Origin of the sequence: Paraburkholderia sp. J12 (assembly GCF_905220215.1) — a bacterium.
Taxonomy (GTDB): Bacteria; Pseudomonadota; Gammaproteobacteria; order Burkholderiales; family Burkholderiaceae; genus Paraburkholderia.
Map to the genome: position 1 here is coordinate 168,489 of NZ_CAJMZC010000014.1, position 16,032 is coordinate 184,520.

Consider the following 16,032-nt stretch of genomic DNA (forward strand, 5'->3'; position numbering starts at 1 on the left):
TCTGCCGCGGCAAAAACCTTAGAGGCTGACGGGCTCCTGCTCCAGCGCCACACCGAAACGCGCTTCGACGTCGCGCCGGATCGCCTGCGCGAGTTCGAGAATATCGGCACCCGTCGCGCCGCCCCGGTTCACGAGCACGAGCGCCTGGCGGTCGTGCACGGCCGCCGCGCGCAGCGTGCGGCCCTTCCAGCCGCACTGGTCGATGAGCCAGCCCGCCGCCAGCTTCACGCGACCATCCGCCTGGCGGTAGGACACGATCTGCGGCTCGCGCGCTTGCAGCGCGTCGAACTGCGGCGCCTCGATCACCGGATTCTTGAAGAAGCTCCCCGCATTGCCGAGCACCTGCGGATCGGGCAGCTTCGCGCGCCGCACGGCCACGACCGCATCGAACACGGCACGCGCATCGGGCTCGCCCGCGCCACCGATCTCGCCCAGCGCGCGCGCGAGGTCGGCGTAACCGGCGTTCGGCTGCCACGCCTTGGGCAAGCGGAACGTCACCGCGGTAATCACGTAACGGTCGCGCCCTTCGCGCTTGAAGAAGCTGTCGCGATAGCCGAATGCGCATTGCGCCGCGTCGAATTCGACCACAGCGCCCGTGGCCGCCTCGATGGCGCGCACCGCGGCGCAGCGCTCGGCCATTTCGAGCCCGTAAGCCCCGATGTTCTGGATCGGCGCCGCGCCCACCGTGCCCGGAATCAGCGCGAGATTTTCGAGGCCGGGCATGCCCGCTTCGAGCGTCCAGGCCACGAAATCGTGCCAGTTCTCGCCCGCGGCCGCCTCGACGTACCAGGCTTCGGCGTCCTCGCGCACGACGCGGCGTCCGCGCAGCGCCATGAGCAGCACGAGGCCGTCGAAGTCGCGCGTGAGCACCACGTTGCTGCCGCCGCCCAGCACGAACGTCGTCAGCCCCGCCGCGCGCGGGTCGCGCATCGCCTCGACGAGGGCCGCCTCGGTGTCGATGCGGCAGGCAAGACGCGCGCGCGCCTCGATGCCGAACGTGTTGTGCGCGCGCAGCGGATAGCCGGCGGCAAACCACACGGGGGACGAATCGACAGCGGCGGGATGAGCAGTGGACATCGGGGCCAACGGAAAAACGGATGGGACAGGGAACGCAGCCGGTACAGGCCGCCACGGCCGCAGGGCCACGCGCCATGCGCACGGGCGCCTAGGGCACTTGTGGCAACTGCGGCACCTGAGCGCGGGCGGCGCGGCGCCACGGCCTTGGGCAAACGCGCGAGGCGCCGGTAAAATGGCGTCGGTCCGTGATTATAGCGAGTGCGCGGCCCGCCGCCCGATCCGGCAGGCGTGGCCCGTGGATGCGCCGCTCGCGCTACTGGGAGAATGCAATGCCATCGTTTGACGTCGTCAGCGAAGCCAATATGATCGAAGTCAAAAACGCCATCGAGCAATCCAACAAGGAGATCTCGACGCGCTTCGACTTCAAGGGCTCGGATGCGCGCGTCGAGCACAAGGAACGCGAACTGACCGCGTTCGCCGACGACGACTTCAAGCTCGGTCAGGTGAAGGACGTGCTGATCGCCAAAATGGCCAAACGCAACGTCGATGTGCGCTTTCTCGACTACGGCAAGATCGAGAAAATCGGCGGCGACAAGGTCAAGCAGGTCATCACCGTGAAGAAGGGCGTGTCGGGCGATCTCGCCAAGAAGATCGTCAAGCTCGTGAAGGACAGCAAGATCAAGGTGCAGGCCAGCATCCAGGGCGACGCCGTGCGCGTGACGGGCGCCAAGCGCGACGACCTGCAAAGCGTGATCGCGCTGCTGCGCAAGGACGTGACCGACACCCCGCTCGACTTCAACAACTTCCGCGACTGATTCCGTCAGTCAGGCGGCGTGCCCGGGTGTCCTGCGATGCCCCGGGGGGCGCCTTCGTGCGCCCCTTATTGCCCGAACGACCGCCGTCAATCGAGTTCAATCGGGCTCAATCGAGCCTGAACTGCCCCACCGCCTCGGCGAGCGTCGTTGCCTGGCCCCGCAGCGCCGTGGCCGCCGCCGTCGATTCCTCGACGAGCGCCGCGTTCTGCTGAACCATCTCGTCGAGCTGGCTGACGGCGCGGTTCACTTCCTGAATGCCGCGCGTCTGCTCGCTGGCCGCGTTCGTCACTTCGGAGATGATGGTCGTGACGTTCGACACGTTCTGCACGATCTCGTCCATCGTCTCGCCCGCGCGGCGCACCTGCTGCGAGCCCGAGGTCACGCTCGACACCGTCGATTCGATCAGGGCCTTGATCTCCTTGGCGGCCTGCGCGCTGCGCTGCGCGAGGCTGCGCACCTCGCCCGCCACCACCGCGAAGCCGCGGCCCTGCTCGCCCGCGCGCGCCGCTTCCACGGCCGCGTTGAGCGCAAGGATGTTGGTCTGGAAGGCAATGCCGTCGATCACGCCGATGATGTCCGCGATCTTCACCGACGCCTCTTCGATCGAGCCCATCGTGCGCACGACGTCGCTGATCACCGCGCCGCCGCGCGAGGCCACCTGCGAGGCCGAGGCCGCCGTCACGTCGGCCTGCTGCGCCGCGTTGGCCGACTGCGCGACCGTCGCCGTGATCTGCTCCATCGAGGCCGCCGTCTGCTGCAGGCTCGCCGCCGCCGATTCGGTGCGGCCCGACAAATCCACGTTGCCCGCGGCGATCTCGTCGCTCGCGGTGCGCACGGACTCGCTCGCCGTGCGGATGTGGCGCATCACGTCGCGCAGCTTGTCCATGAAACCGTTGAACGAGCGCGCGATCTGCGCGACTTCGTCGCTGCCCTCGGCGGGCAGGCGCTGCGTGAGATCGCCCTCGCCCGCGCTGATCGCGTCCATCGCGTCGCGCACGCTCGAAAGACGCTTGAACGACACGGCGGTGGCCGCCGCCATGATCGCGGCCGCTACCGCAGCGATCACCACGAGCGAGATCAGCGAGGTGGTGAGGAGCGCGCGCATGTCGGCCATTGCGTCGGCATGGTCGAGCGCGACGATCACGTGCCAGTCCGTGCCCGCGATGGGCTCGGCGCGCATCAGCTTGCGGCTGCCGCCCGCCTCCACGGTCAGCGGATCGGTCGCGGCGAAGAGCGCGGCGAGACGCTCGCTGCCCAGCTCCGGCGCGAGGTCCGAAACGGGCTTGAGCGTGAGCTTCGCGTCCGGGTGCGCGACGATCTGGCCGCTGCTGTCCACGAGCATGCCGAAGCTGTTGGACGTGGGATGGATCGAGCGCACGTTGGCGAGCACGGTGTCCATCGAGACGTCGCCCGACACCACGGCCTTCACGGCCCCGTCACGGATCACGGGCGTCGCGAACGCCACCACCAGCTTGCCGGTGCCCGCATCGACGTAGGGCGGCGTCACCACGCCCTTGCCCGCCGCGACGGCCTGCTTGTACCAGGGGCGGCCGGTGGGATCGTAGTCGGGCGGGATGCCGGTCGGATCGGAGAATTTGGAGGTCTTGTCCGCGTAGCCGACGTAGACGTTGGTGAAACCGCCCGCCGCCGCGATCTGCTTGAGTGCCGGGACGGGATCCGCCGGGTCGATCACCGTGTCCTGCAGCGAGTTGATCATCTGGGCGTGCGAGGCGACCCAGTCGTTGATGCCCGCGGCGTGGCTGTCTTCGACCGCCGTGAGCATGTTGTCGATCGATTCGGTGTCGTACGAGCTGGCGACGAAATAGTCGAGCGCGGTATTGGCGCCTAACGCAACGACGACGATGACAGCGGCGAGCGCGACGATGCGCGCGCGAATGGTGGAAAACATAGGGGTGTCGTAGGCGGGAAAGTAACGGGATTAGCCTGCAATCACTATCTGTGGCATCACCGGCGTTTACGGCGGCCGCCGCCACGGACTTGAATCCGATAAATGGGGAGCAAACGGGAAACGGAGGAGAAAGACGGGAGGCGGAAGGCGGGCCGTACAGCCCGGCTTCCCGGTGTGACGGTGTTATTGCCCGGCGCCGGCCGCTTTTTTCTTGTCGCCGATGCGGCTTTCCTGGCCGGCAACCAGCTTGGCGATGTTCGAGCGATGGCGCCAGAACAGCAGCACGCTCATGGCGAGGACGGCCAGCGCGATGACGTGCGGGCCGAACAGGAACACGTCGAAGAGCGGTGCGAACACGGCGGCGGCCAGCGCCGCGAGCGACGAATAGCGGGAGAAGAACGCGACGATGAGCCAGGTGAGCAGCGTGGCGAGCCCGAGCACCGGGTGGATCGCGAGCAGCACGCCCGCGGCGGTCGCCACGCCCTTGCCGCCCTGGAAGCGGAAGAACACGGGATACAGGTGGCCAAGGAACACGGCGATGGCCGCGAGCGCGACGGCTTCGTCGCCGAGCCCGAAATGCGGGCCGAACCGCGCGACCAGCCACACGGCCACCCAGCCCTTGAACGCGTCGCCGATCAGCGTGAGGATCGCGGCCTTCTTGTTGCCGCTGCGCAGGACGTTGGTCGCGCCGGGATTGCCGGAGCCGTAGGAGCGCGGATCGGCGAGGCCCATCGAGGCGCTCACGATCACGGCGAACGAAACCGAGCCGATCAGATAGGCGAGAACGGCGACGATCAGGTTGTACATGCACGAAGCCCGGTGATTGGTGGGAACACGCGCGACACGGCCATCGAAGCCATCGAGGCCCGGCCGGGACGCGCGAAGGCGCCCATTCTACCGAAGCGCGGCGCGGGGTGAGCGCGAATCAGGGAACCTACCGAGTAGGCCGCCGATGTAGGCCGCCGATGTAGTCCGCCGATGTAGTCCGCCGAAGCAGTCCACCCGAAGCAGTCCACCGAAGCAGCCGCCCGCGGGAGTCACTCCACGATCGCGCACTCCACGGGCTTCGCGCCGAGCAGCGAAACGAGCACGGCGGGCGCGAGGCTCACCAGATAGCCGCGGCGGCCGCCGTTGAGCCAGATTTCGTCGAGTTCGAGAATCGTCGATTCCACGTACACGGGCATCGTCTTCTTCGTGCCGAAGGGCGACGTGCCGCCCACCAGATAGCCCGAATGCCGGTTCGCGACCTCGGGCTTGCAGGGCTCCACGCGCTTCGCGCCGATCTGGCGCGCGAGGTTCCTGGTGGACACCTTGCGGTCGCCGTGCATCAGCACGATGAGGGGCTTCGCGTGCTCGTCTTCCATCACGAGCGTCTTCACGACGCGATGCTCGTCCACGCCAAGCTGGCGCGCGGATTCGCCCGTGCCGCCGTGCTCGACGTACTCATAGGGATGCTCGCCGAACGCGACGCCCGCGCGGCGCAGCAGTTGCGTGGCGGGCGTTTCGGAGACGTGTTTCGATTTGCTCATCGGCGCATTGTAATGGCGCACGGGGCTCAGGGCCCGGGGCGCGGCGCGCCCTACCCTCGCGGATGGTGCTTCGCGTGCAGCAGCCGCAAACGCTCGCGGGCGACGTGAGTGTAGATCTGCGTCGTCGAGATATCGCTGTGCCCCAGCAGCAGTTGCACGACGCGCAGGTCCGCGCCGTGGTTGAGCAAATGCGTGGCGAACGCGTGGCGCATGGTGTGCGGCGAAAGCGGCGCGTGCACGCCGGCCGCGGCGGCATGGCGCTTGATGATGTGCCAGAACTGCTGGCGCGTCATGCCTTCGGCGCGGGCCGTGACGAACAGCGCGTCGGCCGTGCGCGCGCCGAGCAGCGCGGGGCGCGACTCGCGCAGATAACGCTCGATCCACGCATGCGCCTCCTCGCCGAACGGGATCAGCCGCTCCTTCGCGCCCTTGCCCAGCACGCGCACGACGCCCTCGTTCAGACCCACCTCCACGGTCTTGAGCGTCACGAGTTCGGTCACGCGCAAACCGCTCGCATACATCAGTTCGAGCATCGTGCGATCGCGCAGGCCGAGCGGCGTGCTCACGTCGGGCGCGCCGAGCAACGCCTCGACCTGGGCTTCGGTGAGCGTGGAAGGAAAGCGCGGCGCCTGCTTCGCCGAGCGCACGCGCACGGTCGGATCGACGGCCACGCGCCGCTCGCGCAGCGCCCAGCCGTAGTAGCGGCGAAACACCGAAAGCCGCCGGTTCGCCGAAGTCGATTTGTCTTCCTTGCGGGCCGCGCTGTAGGCGTAGAGATCGTCCTCGTGGGTCGCGTCGAGCGTGCCTGCGCGTTTGCGCGCGAGCCACCCCGAAAAGAGCTTGAGGTCGCGCCGGTAGGCATCGAGCGTGTTGCGCGAGAGACCGTGTTCGAGCCACATCGCGTCGCAGAAGGTGTCGATGGCGAGCAGGCTCTGATCGAGCGCCGCCGACGATTCGGGCGTGAGCGTATCGCCTTGCGCTTCGTCGGCGTCGAGGCCGGGGGCCACGAGCGTCGCGGCCGGGGAAGGCGCCTTCGTCATCGGATGGACACGCCTTCGTGGGCCAGCAGCCAGCGCTTCACGTCGCGAAAGAAGCCTTCGCCGCCGTGATGCGCAAAGCCGCCGATACCGCTCGCCGACACCACGCGATGACACGGGATCACGAGCGGAAAGCGGTTCGAGCCGCACGCCTGGCCGACCGCGCGCGCGGAGTCGCTGCCGATGCGTTTCGCGAGCTCGCCGTAGGTCAGCACCTCGCCCGCGTCGATCGCGCTGATGCCCTGCCAGACGCGCCGCTGAAACGGCGTGCCGAGCGCGGCGAGCGGCAGGTCGAAGGCCACGGAGGCGTCGTCGAAGTAGCGCTCGATCTGCCCGGCCACCTGCGCCGCGAGTTCGCAATCGGGCGCCACGGCCTCGGTCGTGGCGGGCAGATAAACGATCTCGCGCAGGGCGCCCTCGCCCGTGCGGATGCCCACCTTGCCGAATGGCGCGTCGATGACCGCGTTGTACATGATTGCCTCCGTGTTTGCCGCCCGGTTTGATCTTGCGCTTGCTGCAAAGCCTGCCGCCGCGCGCACCGTTTCGTCCAGTTTCATGCCGCCTCCAGCGCCCAGCCGACGTGCTCGCGAACCAGCTCCGATGCGTCGTGCTCGCGCCCGCGCAGCGCCGCGACGATCGCCTCGCGGGCCGCACCGTCGAGCGCCGTGTCCGGCTGCGCCGCGCGCAGCGCATTGCCCATCGCCACCGCGATATTGCGCGACCAGCGCTCGTAACCGATGCGCCGGATCGCGCTGCCCTGCATGCGCTCGTCGAACTGCTGCGCGCTCCAGCCGAAGAGCTCGACGAGTGTCGCGCGATCGAGCCCGTGCCGCACGTCGAAGTCGGCGACGGGCGCCGCCTGCGCGAACTTGTTCCAAGGGCACACGAGCTGGCAATCGTCGCAACCGTACACGCGATTGCCGATCAGCTCGCGCATTTCGAGCGGAATGCTCCCGTGCAGCTCGATCGTGAGATACGAAATGCAGCGCCGCGCGTCCACACGATACGGCTCCGTGATCGCCCCGGTGGGACAGGCGTCGATGCAGCGCGTGCAGCTGCCGCAGTGCGCGCCCTGGGTTTCGGGCGCCGGCACGGCAGGGACGGCTGCGTCTGTCTGCGCGGCCGATTCCGCGGCCGTTTCCGCATCGGTCGGCAGCGGCAGATCGACATAGATTTCGCCGAGAAAGAAGAGCGAGCCGGCGTCGCGCTGCAAAAGCAGCGTGTGTTTGCCGCGCCAGCCGATGCCCGCTTTCTGCGCGAGCGCCACTTCGAGCACCGGCGCCGAATCGGTGAAGACGCGCTGGCCGAATGCGCCGATTTCGGCTTCGATGCGCTCGGCAAGCTGCTGCAGGCGCGCGCGCAACACCTTGTGATAGTCGCGGCCGCGCGCATAGATCGACACGACCGCCGCCTGCGGATCGGCCAGACGGCGGCGCTCGCGCTCGCGCCAGTCGCCGCCAGCGTCGGGCGCAAGCCCGGCGTCTTGCGAAGCACTTTCGGCTGTCTTTCCGGTCCCATTCGAGGAAGGAAGCGCGGACGCCGGTGCAAGCGTCGCGGCCGGCAGATAGGCCATGCGGGCAGAAATGACGCGTCGCGTGCCGGCCACAAGCTCGGCGGGCCGCGCGCGTTTCATCCCATGTTTGGCCATATAATCCATCTCGCCGTGGCAGCCCGCTTCGAGCCATGCGGCGAGGCCCGCTTCGGCATGCGCGAGGTCGGTATCGCTGATACCGATCGCACCGAACCCCAGTTCGCGCCCCCACGCCCGGATGCGTGCCGCGAGCGCGGCGAGTTGCGCCGCGTCGAGCTGCGGCGCACAGGTCCCGGCCACGTCAGTCGACGACGCCGCGGCCGGCTCGCACGTCACATCGGCGGCCTGCGCCGCAGCGGGCGCAAGACCGCCCACGTCGGCGAGAGCGTGCGCGGGGCTTGTAGAGGAAGGCGAGGGACTGCGGTTCATCACGTCATTTTACGAGAGTAATGCCCGTCCAGCCTGTCACGTCCGGTCAACCTCCTGCGCAGCCCGCGCCGGCCCCCGTTCTGCTCGAACGCCGCTTCGAACTGGCGGATGCAGCGGCCACCGACGCGTTCGGCCAGCGCTTCGCTCTCGCGCTCGACAGCGTGCGCGCGACTCTCTCCGACGCCAGCGGCGCCACTGAAATTCAGCGTTTCAACGGCCTGCACGTGCAGTTGCAAGGCGACCTGGGCGCCGGCAAGACCTCGCTCGTGCGCGCCACGCTGCGCGCCCTCGGACACGCGGGCCGCGTGCGCAGTCCCACCTATACGCTCGTCGAGCCGTACACGGTCGTCACCCCGAATGGGGAACTCCAGCTCTATCACTTCGATCTGTACCGATTCAGCGACCCGGCCGAATGGGCCGACGCCGGCTTTCGCGAATACTTCGCGGCAGGCGCGGTGTGTCTCGTCGAATGGCCGCAACGCGCGGGCGGCCTGCTCGGCGTGCCGGACCTCGTGTTCTCGCTCGAACCCGGCGACGAGGGCGAGGGTCGCGTGCTCACCGCTTACGCATACAGCGCATCAGGAAAGGCATGTCTAGAAAGATGTTAATCAAACCGTTCCGCTCGATCGAATCCGCGGCCACCGCCACGCACAACTGGCGCCGCCGGCAGATCCTGAAGGCGGGCGCTTCCACGCTCGTGCTCGGCCTCGCGGGTCCGCGCCTCGCATGGGCGACGTCGGTGCTCGGCGTGCGCGTGTGGCCCGCGCGCGACTACACGCGCGTCACGATCGAGTCGGACCAGCCGCTCGCGACCACGCAGCAGATGCTGCAGGGCCCAGACCGTCTGGTCGTCGACATCAACGGCCTCGACCTCGACGACGCGCTCAAGAACCTCGTCTCCAAGATCACGCCGAACGATCCGCAGATCCAGGCGGTGCGCGTGGGCCAGTATCAGACGCACGTGGTGCGCATGGTGTTCGACCTCAAGGGGTCGGTGAAGCCGCAGGTGTTCACGCTGCAGCCCGTGGGCTCGTACAGGTACCGGCTCGTGTTCGACCTGTACCCGGCCGTCGCGCCGGATCCGATGATGGATCTGCTCGCGCAGACCGACAAGAAGCAGCAGCAGTTCGACGCGACCCAGCACGAGGTGCCGCCTTCGACGCTCGCGGGCCCCGCGGCGCCGCCCGCGCCGCCGCCAGGCGCGCAGGCTCCCCAGGGCGCCGACGGCAGCGACGCGTTCTTCCAGCGCTACGCGCAGAACGACGCGGCGCCCGCGCGCCCTGCCGCGCCGCGCCCGCTTCCGCCGATGCCCCCGGTGCCGCCCGTCGCGGCGCCCCGCCCGCCGCAGCAATCGGCGCCGGCGCTCGCGCAGAACAACGACGACAGCAGCAGCAGCGACGACTACGGCTTCGTCACGCCGAAGTCCACCAGGGGCGGCACGGTGCGCCTGCTCACCGTCGCCATCGACCCGGGCCACGGCGGCGAGGACCCGGGCGCGATCGGCAGCGCGGGCACCTACGAAAAGCACATCGCGCTCGACATCGCGAAGAAACTGCGTGCGAAGATCGACGCGCAGCCCAACATGCGCTCGATGATGACGCGCGACGCCGACTTCTTCGTGCCGCTCAACGTGCGCGTGCAAAAGGCGCGCCGCGTGAGCGCGGACCTCTTCGTCTCGATCCACGCCGATGCGTTCACCACGCCGCTCGCGCGCGGCTCCTCGGTGTTCGCGCTCTCGGAGCACGGCGCGTCGAGCGCGGCCGCGCGCTGGATGGCGAACAAGGAGAACTCGTCGGACCAGATCGGCGGCATCAGCGTGCAGACCGCCGACGCCGCCGTGAACCGCGCGCTTTTCGACATGTCGACGACGGCGCAGATCCGCGATTCGATGCGCTACGGCGGTTTCGTGCTCGACGAGATCGGCGACATCAACAAGCTGCACAAGGGCTCGGTCGAACAGGCCGGATTCGCGGTGCTCAAGGCGCCCGACATTCCGTCGATCCTCGTCGAGACCGCGTTCATCAGCAATCCGGAAGAAGAAACGCGCCTGAACGACGACGCCTACCGCGACCAGATGGCCAACGCCATCCTCAAGGGCATCAAGCGGTATTTCGCGGCGAATCCGCCGCTGGCGAAAAGCCGCATGACGTAAGCGGAAAACACCGCGAGGGGCGCACGATCGCGCGCCCGACCGGAACGCCGCGTGAGCCGCCGGGCCACGCGGCGTTTTGTTTGCGCCGCCTCGCTCAGCGCGCAGCCGCGAGCCGCTGACGCACCCAGCCGCCGAACACGTTGACGAAGAGCCCCGCCATCACCAGCACCGCGCCGCCGATCTGGGCGGCGGTGAGCTGCTCGCCGAGCAGCAACGAAGCGGAGGCGAGCCCGATGATCGGCACGAGCAGCGAGAACGGCGCCACCTGGCTTGCCGGATGCTTCGAGAGGAGCCGCCCCCAGAGGCTGTAGCCGAGCAGCGTCGCGACGAAGGCGAGATAGACCACTGCCAGCACGGAAGACCCGCCGATCCCCTCGAGCGCGCTCACGATGCGCTGCGGACCCTCGACGAAATACGAAAGCACGAGAAACGGCAGCGGCGGAATCAGGCTCGCCCACACCACAAGGCCGACGAGATCCACCTTCCCCACCTTCTTGGTGACGATATTGCCGAGCGCCCACATCACCGCCGCGCAGAGCGTGAGCACGAAACCCGCGAGCGTCATGGCCTGCGCGCCGCCGGCCGCCGTCGATTGCAGCCCGGATTGCAGCCCGGATTGCAGCCCGATCAGCGCGAGCCCGCCCGCGGCGATCAGAAGGCCGATCACGTTTTGCGCATGAAAGCGCTCGTTCAGGAACATCGCGGCGAAACCTAGCGTGAAAAACGCCTGCGCCTGCAGCACGACCGAAGCGAGCCCCGCGGGCATGCCCACGTACATGGCGGAGAAGAGAAAGGCGAACTGGCCGAACGAGATCGTCGCGCCGTAGGCAAAGAGCCATTTCCACGACAGCTTCGGCCGCCTCACGAACAGCACGGCCGGAAACGCCGCCAGCAGAAAGCGCAGCGCGCCCAGCAGCATCGGCGGCACGCCGTGCAAGCCCACCTTGATCACCACGAAATTCACACCCCACGCCAGCACCACCACCAGCGCGAGCAGCAGATCCTTCGGCGACATCGCCCCCTCCCGCATCGTTCTTGTCGAGTGGGCGAGTGTACCGCGCGGCTCTCGCCGCCGAGCAGGCGCGGCCCGGTTCCCCCCAGCGCCGCACGCGCGGCGGGCGTTAGAATGAGCGCCTGCCCGCGCGGCTCGCTGCCTGTGTCCGAGCCGCCCGCGTCCCCACCGGTCCATCAAGGAAGCGCCATGTCCTCATCGATCAAAGCGGTCCTCAAGCCCCATACGCGCGACATCGGCAACCTGCTTGTGCGGCGCGTGCTGCCGGCGCTCGCCGCCCGCCTCGTCGGCCCGTTCATCTTCTTCGACCATATGGGCCCCGCCACGCTCGAACCGGGCACCGGCGTCGACGTGCGTCCGCACCCGCATATCGGGCTCGCCACCGTCACCTACTTGTTCGATGGCGCGCTCATGCACCGCGACAGCCTGGGCTCGAACCAGAAGATCGTCCCCGGCGACGTCAACTGGATGACCGCGGGCCGCGGCATCGTCCACTCCGAGCGCACGCCGGAGGAGAACCGCGCCACGGGCCTCACCATGCACGGCATCCAGACCTGGGTGGCCCTGCCGCTCGAGCACGAGGACACCGAGCCGTCGTTCTTCCACCACGCCGCCGACACGCTGCCCGAGATCGAGCGCAACGGCGTCACGCTGCGCGTGATCGCGGGCACAGCGTTCGGCGCGACGGCGCCGGTCGAGACGTTTTCGGGCACGCTCTACGTGGCGGCCGATTTCGCGCCGGGCGGCGCGATCGCGCTCGATGCCGAGCACGAAGAACGCGGCGTGTATCTCGTGGAAGGCGATCTGTCGATCGACGGCACGCCCCTCGAAGCCGCCACGATGGCCGTGCTCGTGCCGGGCGAAACCGTCACGCTCGCCTCCACCAGCGGGGCACGCGTGATGCTGCTGGGCGGCGAGAGGCTCGAAGGCGAGCGCTTCATCGAGTGGAACTTCGTGGCCAGCTCGCGCGAGAAGATCGAGGCCGCAAAAGCGGCGTGGACTCGCCAGGAAATGGGGCATGTTCCCGGCGAAACCGAATGGATTCCGCTGCCGCAGAAAAAGCCGGGCTAAACACCGGCTGAATGGCAGGCTGGCAGGCTGACAGGCGCGATTGAATCCGCGCGGTTCGTCCCCATGTCACGGGATAGCGGACGGACCTGAACCCACAAACAAAACAGGCAAAACCAACGAGGACGCAATGGATACCACTCTGGCCACATTTGAAAAGGACGTGATCGAAGCGTCGACGCTCGCGCCCGTGCTGATCGACTTCTGGGCGCCGTGGTGCGGCCCGTGCAAGACGCTCGGGCCGATGCTCGAAAAGCTCGAAGCCGAGTACGGCGGCAAATGGAAGCTCGCGAAGGTCAACGTCGACGAAAACCAGGAGCTGGCCGCGCACTTCCAGGTGCGCAGCATTCCGCACGTGGTGGCGTTCGTGGACGGACAGCCCGTCGATCAGTTCATCGGCGTGCTGCCCGAAGGCCAGTTGCGCCAGTTCATCGACGGCCTGATCCCCGATGCGGCTGCCACCGAGCGCCAGACTGCGCAGGAAGCGCTCGCCGAAGGCCGCCGCGAAGACGCCTACGATGCGCTCAAGGCTGCCCTCGCCTACGATCCGGGCTTCGACGACGCGCGCATGGACCTGATCGAAATGCTGCTCGCCGACAACCTCGCCGACGAAGCGCACAAGGAAGCCGAACTGCTTTCGCCGAAAACGACGCAGGGCATCGACGCGCGCTACAACGCGATCAAGACGCGCCTCGACGCGCTGGATGCGGCCGCCGACCTGCCGCCCACCGATGCGCTCGAAGCCCAGGTGGCGGCCCATCCGGAGGATCTCGAGGCGCGCTTCGATCTGGCCAACGGGCTGATCGCGCGGCGCAAGTATGCCGGCGCGCTCGAACAGCTACTGGAGATCGTCAGGCGCGACCGCACGTTCCGCGACGACATCGGCCGCAAGACCATGCTCTCGGTGTTCGAGCTCGCGGCGCACCAGCCGCAGCTCGTGAGCGAGTGGCGGCGCAAGCTGAGCTCGGCGCTCAACTGAGTTTCCTCGGCATTGTGGGTATTGCGGGTATTGGACCCGCACCGCGCCAATGAAAAACGCAGAGCCCTGAAAAGGCTCTGCGTTTTTTTTCGAACCTGGCGCCTCGCGCCCGAGTGATGCGCGGATCGCTCAGCGCACGGCCGCCGCTTGCGCCGCCAGCGCGCGCAACACGTGCGCGGCCGCCGCGAACCCAAAGCTCGCCGTCACGCACACACTCGATCCAAAACCCGCACAGTTCAGGCCCACCGGCCCGTGCTGCCCCGGCGCCGTGCTCACGTGCTCCGCCTCGGGGTCCACGTCGGGGTCCACGTCGCACACGGCGGCTTCCGGGTAGAGGAGCGGCTCGTCCGAATACACGGCGCTCACCTTGAACTTCGCCTTCGGCCCGCGCGGAAAACCATGCTGCTTGCGCAACTGGCCGCGCACCTTGGAGAGCAGCGGATCCTGGATCGTCAGCGCCAGATCGTCGATGCGGATGCGCGTGGGGTCGAGCTGCCCGCCCGCCCCGCCCACCGTGATGAGCGGCACGCGGTGCTCGACGCACCACGCGATCAGCGCCGTCTTCGTGCGCACGCTGTCGATCGCGTCGATCACGTAATCGAAACCCGCGCCCAGCAGCGCGTCGAAGTTCGACGGCTCGACGAAATCCTCCACCAGCCGCACCTTGCAGGCCGGGTCGATCAGGCGAATGCGCTCGGCCATGGCCTCGACCTTGGGCTTGCCGTAGTTGCCGTCGAGCGCGTGGATCTGGCGGTTCGTATTGCTTTCGGCGACGTTGTCGAGATCGATCAGCGTGAGCGTGCCGATCGCGCTGCGCGCGAGCGCCTCCGCGACCCACGACCCCACGCCGCCGATTCCGATCACGGCCACGTGCGCGCGCTCGAACGCATCGAGCGCGGCTGCGCCATAAAGCCGCGCCACGCCGCCGAACCGGCGTGCCCGGTCGGCTTCATCGGCTCCGGGGAGCGCGGTAAGATCGGTTTGCGGCGAAATCGGGGTGCTGGACATGACGGTAGGGCAACGGTAAGGCACGAAAGCGGACCGGACGGATTTGAGCCCGGTTCTGCCGAGACCCCCTATTTTGCCTGATCGGACGGGATCGCTCCGCGTGAGGTCGACGTGTGAAGACGCACAGGCGCCGATTTTCGTCCTTCGCTATACTTGTTCGAAATTGAAGTGTCTGCATAAAAACATGACGACCCTCGCCGACCTCCGCAAGAACTATTCGCTCGGCTCGCTCGATGCCGCCGACGTCGACCCCGATCCCATCCGCCAGTTCGAGACCTGGTTCGCCCAGGCGCTGGACGCGAAGCTGCCCGAGCCCAACGCGATGACGGTCGCGACCGTGGACGGCGAGGGCCGCCCGGCCGCCCGCATCCTGCTCATCAAGGGCGTGGATGCGCGCGGCTTCGTCTTCTTCACGAACTACGAGAGCCGCAAGGGCCGCGAGCTCGCGGTCAATCCCCACGCGAGCCTGCTCTTTCACTGGGTCGAGCTGGAGCGCCAGGTGCGCATCGAAGGCAAGGTCGAGAAAACGAGCGACGCGGAAAGCGACGCGTACTTCCACTCGCGCCCGCTCGGCTCGCGCATTGGCGCGTGGGCTTCGGAGCAGAGCGCCGTGATCGGCGGCCGCGCGGAACTCGAAGCGCGCGAGCGCGAGATCAGCGCGAAGTACGGCGAGAACCCGCCGCGTCCGCCGCACTGGGGCGGCTACCGGCTCGTGCCGGACGCCATCGAGTTCTGGCAGGGCCGCCCGTCGCGCCTGCACGACCGTATCCGCTATACGCGCGAGGGCGCCGGCTGGCGCATCGAACGTCTCGCGCCGTAAGCGCAATACTGCTTTCAGCACACCCCGCAGTTCACCCGATTTGCCTCGTAGTTTGCATTGCTATTGCTTTTGCCTTTGAGCTTCAGTCGTTCATCGGACCGCAACCGCCCTGCATGGGACCGGAGTCGGTGCTGAAGTGCCAACTCCGGATCGACCGCCCTGCATGGGACCGGAGTAGGCACTGAAGTGCCAACTCCGGATCGACACGGAGAGATAAGCATGTTCTGGGAGAAGAAACTCGCGCAATGGGTAGATGAAGTGCGCAACCAGGCCAACCTGCCCGCACGTCTCGTGCTGTGGAGCGGCCAGCAGTACGACTTCGGCCACTTCGCCGCGCCGCAGGTCACGCTCAAGGTGAACAGCGCCTCGGCGCTGCCCCTTCTGCTCGAACCGAGCCTCGACAATCTCGGCGAGGCCTACGTGAAGGGCAAGATCGACATCGAGGGCAAGCTCGCCGACATCATCAGCATCGGCTACTCGCTCGCGCGCAGCACCGTCACCAGCGCGAGCAAGCTCGCCCGCGTGCGCCGCTATTTCACGCACTCGAAAAGCACCGACAAGAAGGCCATCCAGTACCACTACGATGTCTCGAACGAGTTCTACCAGTTGTGGCTCGACGAGAACATGGTCTATTCCTGCGCGTACTTCGAGAACGGCGACGAAGACCTCGCCACCGCGCAGCTCAAGAAAATCGACCACATCCTCACCAAGATCCAGTTGCAGCCA

16 protein-coding genes are annotated in these 16,032 nt (G+C 67.8%); 7 read left to right on the forward strand and 9 right to left on the reverse strand.

The window, feature by feature from the left end; all coding sequences use genetic code 11:
• Positions 1 to 18: 18 nt before the first annotated feature.
• Entirely contained in the window at positions 19 to 1,077 is a 1,059-nt protein-coding gene (gene murB, locus U5760_RS25755; RefSeq protein ID WP_322015143.1) for a UDP-N-acetylmuramate dehydrogenase, read from the reverse strand.
• A 269-nt stretch (positions 1,078 to 1,346) separates the two neighbouring features.
• Between murB and U5760_RS25760 the strand changes: the two genes are divergently transcribed.
• Positions 1,347 to 1,832: a YajQ family cyclic di-GMP-binding protein gene (locus U5760_RS25760; RefSeq protein ID WP_322015144.1), complete on the forward strand. Its 486-nt coding sequence runs from the start codon at positions 1,347 to 1,349 to the stop codon at positions 1,830 to 1,832.
• A 106-nt stretch (positions 1,833 to 1,938) separates the two neighbouring features.
• Here U5760_RS25760 and U5760_RS25765 read toward each other — a convergent pair whose 3' ends face one another.
• The 6 genes from U5760_RS25765 to queG all read right to left on the reverse strand — a co-directional run bounded on the left by U5760_RS25765 (position 1,939) and on the right by queG (position 8,267).
• Positions 1,939 to 3,741 carry a methyl-accepting chemotaxis protein gene (locus U5760_RS25765; RefSeq protein ID WP_322015145.1) on the reverse strand — a complete coding sequence of 601 codons (1,803 nt, stop codon included), beginning with the start codon at positions 3,739 to 3,741 and terminating at the stop codon, positions 1,939 to 1,941.
• A gap of 183 nt (positions 3,742 to 3,924) precedes the next feature.
• Positions 3,925 to 4,548 (reverse strand): glycerol-3-phosphate 1-O-acyltransferase PlsY, encoded by a 624-nt coding sequence (gene plsY, locus U5760_RS25770; protein WP_322015146.1) that lies wholly within the window; start codon positions 4,546 to 4,548, stop codon positions 3,925 to 3,927.
• Positions 4,549 to 4,778: 230 nt separating this feature from the next.
• Positions 4,779 to 5,270 carry a Cys-tRNA(Pro) deacylase gene (gene ybaK / locus U5760_RS25775; RefSeq protein WP_322015147.1) on the reverse strand — a complete coding sequence of 164 codons (492 nt, stop codon included), beginning with the start codon at positions 5,268 to 5,270 and terminating at the stop codon, positions 4,779 to 4,781.
• A 50-nt stretch (positions 5,271 to 5,320) separates the two neighbouring features.
• Entirely contained in the window at positions 5,321 to 6,310 is a 990-nt protein-coding gene (xerD, locus tag U5760_RS25780; protein ID WP_322015148.1) for a site-specific tyrosine recombinase XerD, read from the reverse strand.
• On the reverse strand, positions 6,307 to 6,780 hold the full coding sequence (locus tag U5760_RS25785) for a methylated-DNA--[protein]-cysteine S-methyltransferase (protein ID WP_322015164.1): 474 nt from the start codon (positions 6,778 to 6,780) through the stop codon (positions 6,307 to 6,309). Before U5760_RS25785 ends, xerD begins: the two co-directional genes overlap by 4 nt.
• Before the next feature lie 80 nt (positions 6,781 to 6,860).
• Positions 6,861 to 8,267 (reverse strand): tRNA epoxyqueuosine(34) reductase QueG, encoded by a 1,407-nt coding sequence (queG, locus tag U5760_RS25790; protein WP_322015149.1) that lies wholly within the window; start codon positions 8,265 to 8,267, stop codon positions 6,861 to 6,863.
• A 20-nt stretch (positions 8,268 to 8,287) separates the two neighbouring features.
• Here queG and tsaE point away from each other — a divergent pair, with 20 nt between their 5' ends.
• Both tsaE and U5760_RS25800 read left to right on the forward strand, forming a co-directional pair.
• Complete coding sequence (tsaE, locus tag U5760_RS25795; RefSeq protein ID WP_322015150.1) at positions 8,288 to 8,875, forward strand: tRNA (adenosine(37)-N6)-threonylcarbamoyltransferase complex ATPase subunit type 1 TsaE; 588 nt, start codon at positions 8,288 to 8,290, stop codon at positions 8,873 to 8,875.
• Positions 8,857 to 10,419, forward strand: a complete 1,563-nt coding sequence (locus tag U5760_RS25800; protein WP_322015151.1) for an N-acetylmuramoyl-L-alanine amidase — start codon at positions 8,857 to 8,859, stop codon at positions 10,417 to 10,419. Before tsaE ends, U5760_RS25800 begins: the two co-directional genes overlap by 19 nt.
• Positions 10,420 to 10,513: 94 nt before the next feature.
• Here U5760_RS25800 and U5760_RS25805 read toward each other — a convergent pair whose 3' ends face one another.
• Complete coding sequence (locus U5760_RS25805; RefSeq protein WP_322015152.1) at positions 10,514 to 11,434, reverse strand: EamA family transporter; 921 nt, start codon at positions 11,432 to 11,434, stop codon at positions 10,514 to 10,516.
• Between the two features lie 186 nt (positions 11,435 to 11,620).
• Here U5760_RS25805 and U5760_RS25810 point away from each other — a divergent pair, with 186 nt between their 5' ends.
• Both U5760_RS25810 and trxA read left to right on the forward strand, forming a co-directional pair.
• The gene (locus U5760_RS25810) at positions 11,621 to 12,502 is read left to right on the forward strand and encodes a pirin family protein (protein WP_322015153.1); all 882 of its coding nucleotides are present in this window, start codon (positions 11,621 to 11,623) and stop codon (positions 12,500 to 12,502) included.
• A gap of 127 nt (positions 12,503 to 12,629) precedes the next feature.
• Positions 12,630 to 13,478 (forward strand): thioredoxin, encoded by an 849-nt coding sequence (gene trxA, locus U5760_RS25815; protein WP_322015154.1) that lies wholly within the window; start codon positions 12,630 to 12,632, stop codon positions 13,476 to 13,478.
• Positions 13,479 to 13,607: 129 nt separating this feature from the next.
• Here trxA and tcdA read toward each other — a convergent pair whose 3' ends face one another.
• Positions 13,608 to 14,486, reverse strand: a complete 879-nt coding sequence (gene tcdA / locus U5760_RS25820) for a tRNA cyclic N6-threonylcarbamoyladenosine(37) synthase TcdA (protein WP_322015155.1) — start codon at positions 14,484 to 14,486, stop codon at positions 13,608 to 13,610.
• Between the two features lie 184 nt (positions 14,487 to 14,670).
• Between tcdA and pdxH the strand changes: the two genes are divergently transcribed.
• Together pdxH and U5760_RS25830 are read left to right on the forward strand one after the other, a co-directional pair.
• On the forward strand, positions 14,671 to 15,306 hold the full coding sequence (gene pdxH, locus U5760_RS25825; protein ID WP_322015156.1) for a pyridoxamine 5'-phosphate oxidase: 636 nt from the start codon (positions 14,671 to 14,673) through the stop codon (positions 15,304 to 15,306).
• Positions 15,307 to 15,525: 219 nt separating this feature from the next.
• Positions 15,526 to 16,032, forward strand: a 507-nt coding sequence (locus U5760_RS25830) for a class I SAM-dependent methyltransferase (RefSeq protein WP_322015157.1), incomplete at its 3' end; no start/stop codon positions are given.

Excerpts from the sequence above, each read along its gene's own strand:
- plsY (WP_322015146.1), bottom strand. The coding sequence starts at position 4,548 with ATGTACAACCTGATCGTCGCCGTTCTCGCCTATCTGATCGGCTCGGTT.
- U5760_RS25760 (WP_322015144.1), top strand. The coding sequence starts at position 1,347 with ATGCCATCGTTTGACGTCGTCAGCGAAGCCAATATGATCGAAGTCAAA.
- U5760_RS25765 (WP_322015145.1), bottom strand. The coding sequence starts at position 3,741 with ATGTTTTCCACCATTCGCGCGCGCATCGTCGCGCTCGCCGCTGTCATC.
- tcdA (WP_322015155.1), bottom strand. The coding sequence starts at position 14,486 with ATGTCCAGCACCCCGATTTCGCCGCAAACCGATCTTACCGCGCTCCCC.
- U5760_RS25800 (WP_322015151.1), top strand. The coding sequence starts at position 8,857 with ATGTCTAGAAAGATGTTAATCAAACCGTTCCGCTCGATCGAATCCGCG.
- trxA (WP_322015154.1), top strand. The coding sequence starts at position 12,630 with ATGGATACCACTCTGGCCACATTTGAAAAGGACGTGATCGAAGCGTCG.
- queG (WP_322015149.1), bottom strand. The coding sequence starts at position 8,267 with ATGAACCGCAGTCCCTCGCCTTCCTCTACAAGCCCCGCGCACGCTCTC.
- U5760_RS25810 (WP_322015153.1), top strand. The coding sequence starts at position 11,621 with ATGTCCTCATCGATCAAAGCGGTCCTCAAGCCCCATACGCGCGACATC.
- xerD (WP_322015148.1), bottom strand. The coding sequence starts at position 6,310 with ATGACGAAGGCGCCTTCCCCGGCCGCGACGCTCGTGGCCCCCGGCCTC.
- tsaE (WP_322015150.1), top strand. The coding sequence starts at position 8,288 with ATGCCCGTCCAGCCTGTCACGTCCGGTCAACCTCCTGCGCAGCCCGCG.
- ybaK (WP_322015147.1), bottom strand. The coding sequence starts at position 5,270 with ATGAGCAAATCGAAACACGTCTCCGAAACGCCCGCCACGCAACTGCTG.
- murB (WP_322015143.1), bottom strand. The coding sequence starts at position 1,077 with ATGTCCACTGCTCATCCCGCCGCTGTCGATTCGTCCCCCGTGTGGTTT.
- U5760_RS25805 (WP_322015152.1), bottom strand. The coding sequence starts at position 11,434 with ATGTCGCCGAAGGATCTGCTGCTCGCGCTGGTGGTGGTGCTGGCGTGG.
- pdxH (WP_322015156.1), top strand. The coding sequence starts at position 14,671 with ATGACGACCCTCGCCGACCTCCGCAAGAACTATTCGCTCGGCTCGCTC.
- U5760_RS25785 (WP_322015164.1), bottom strand. The coding sequence starts at position 6,780 with ATGTACAACGCGGTCATCGACGCGCCATTCGGCAAGGTGGGCATCCGC.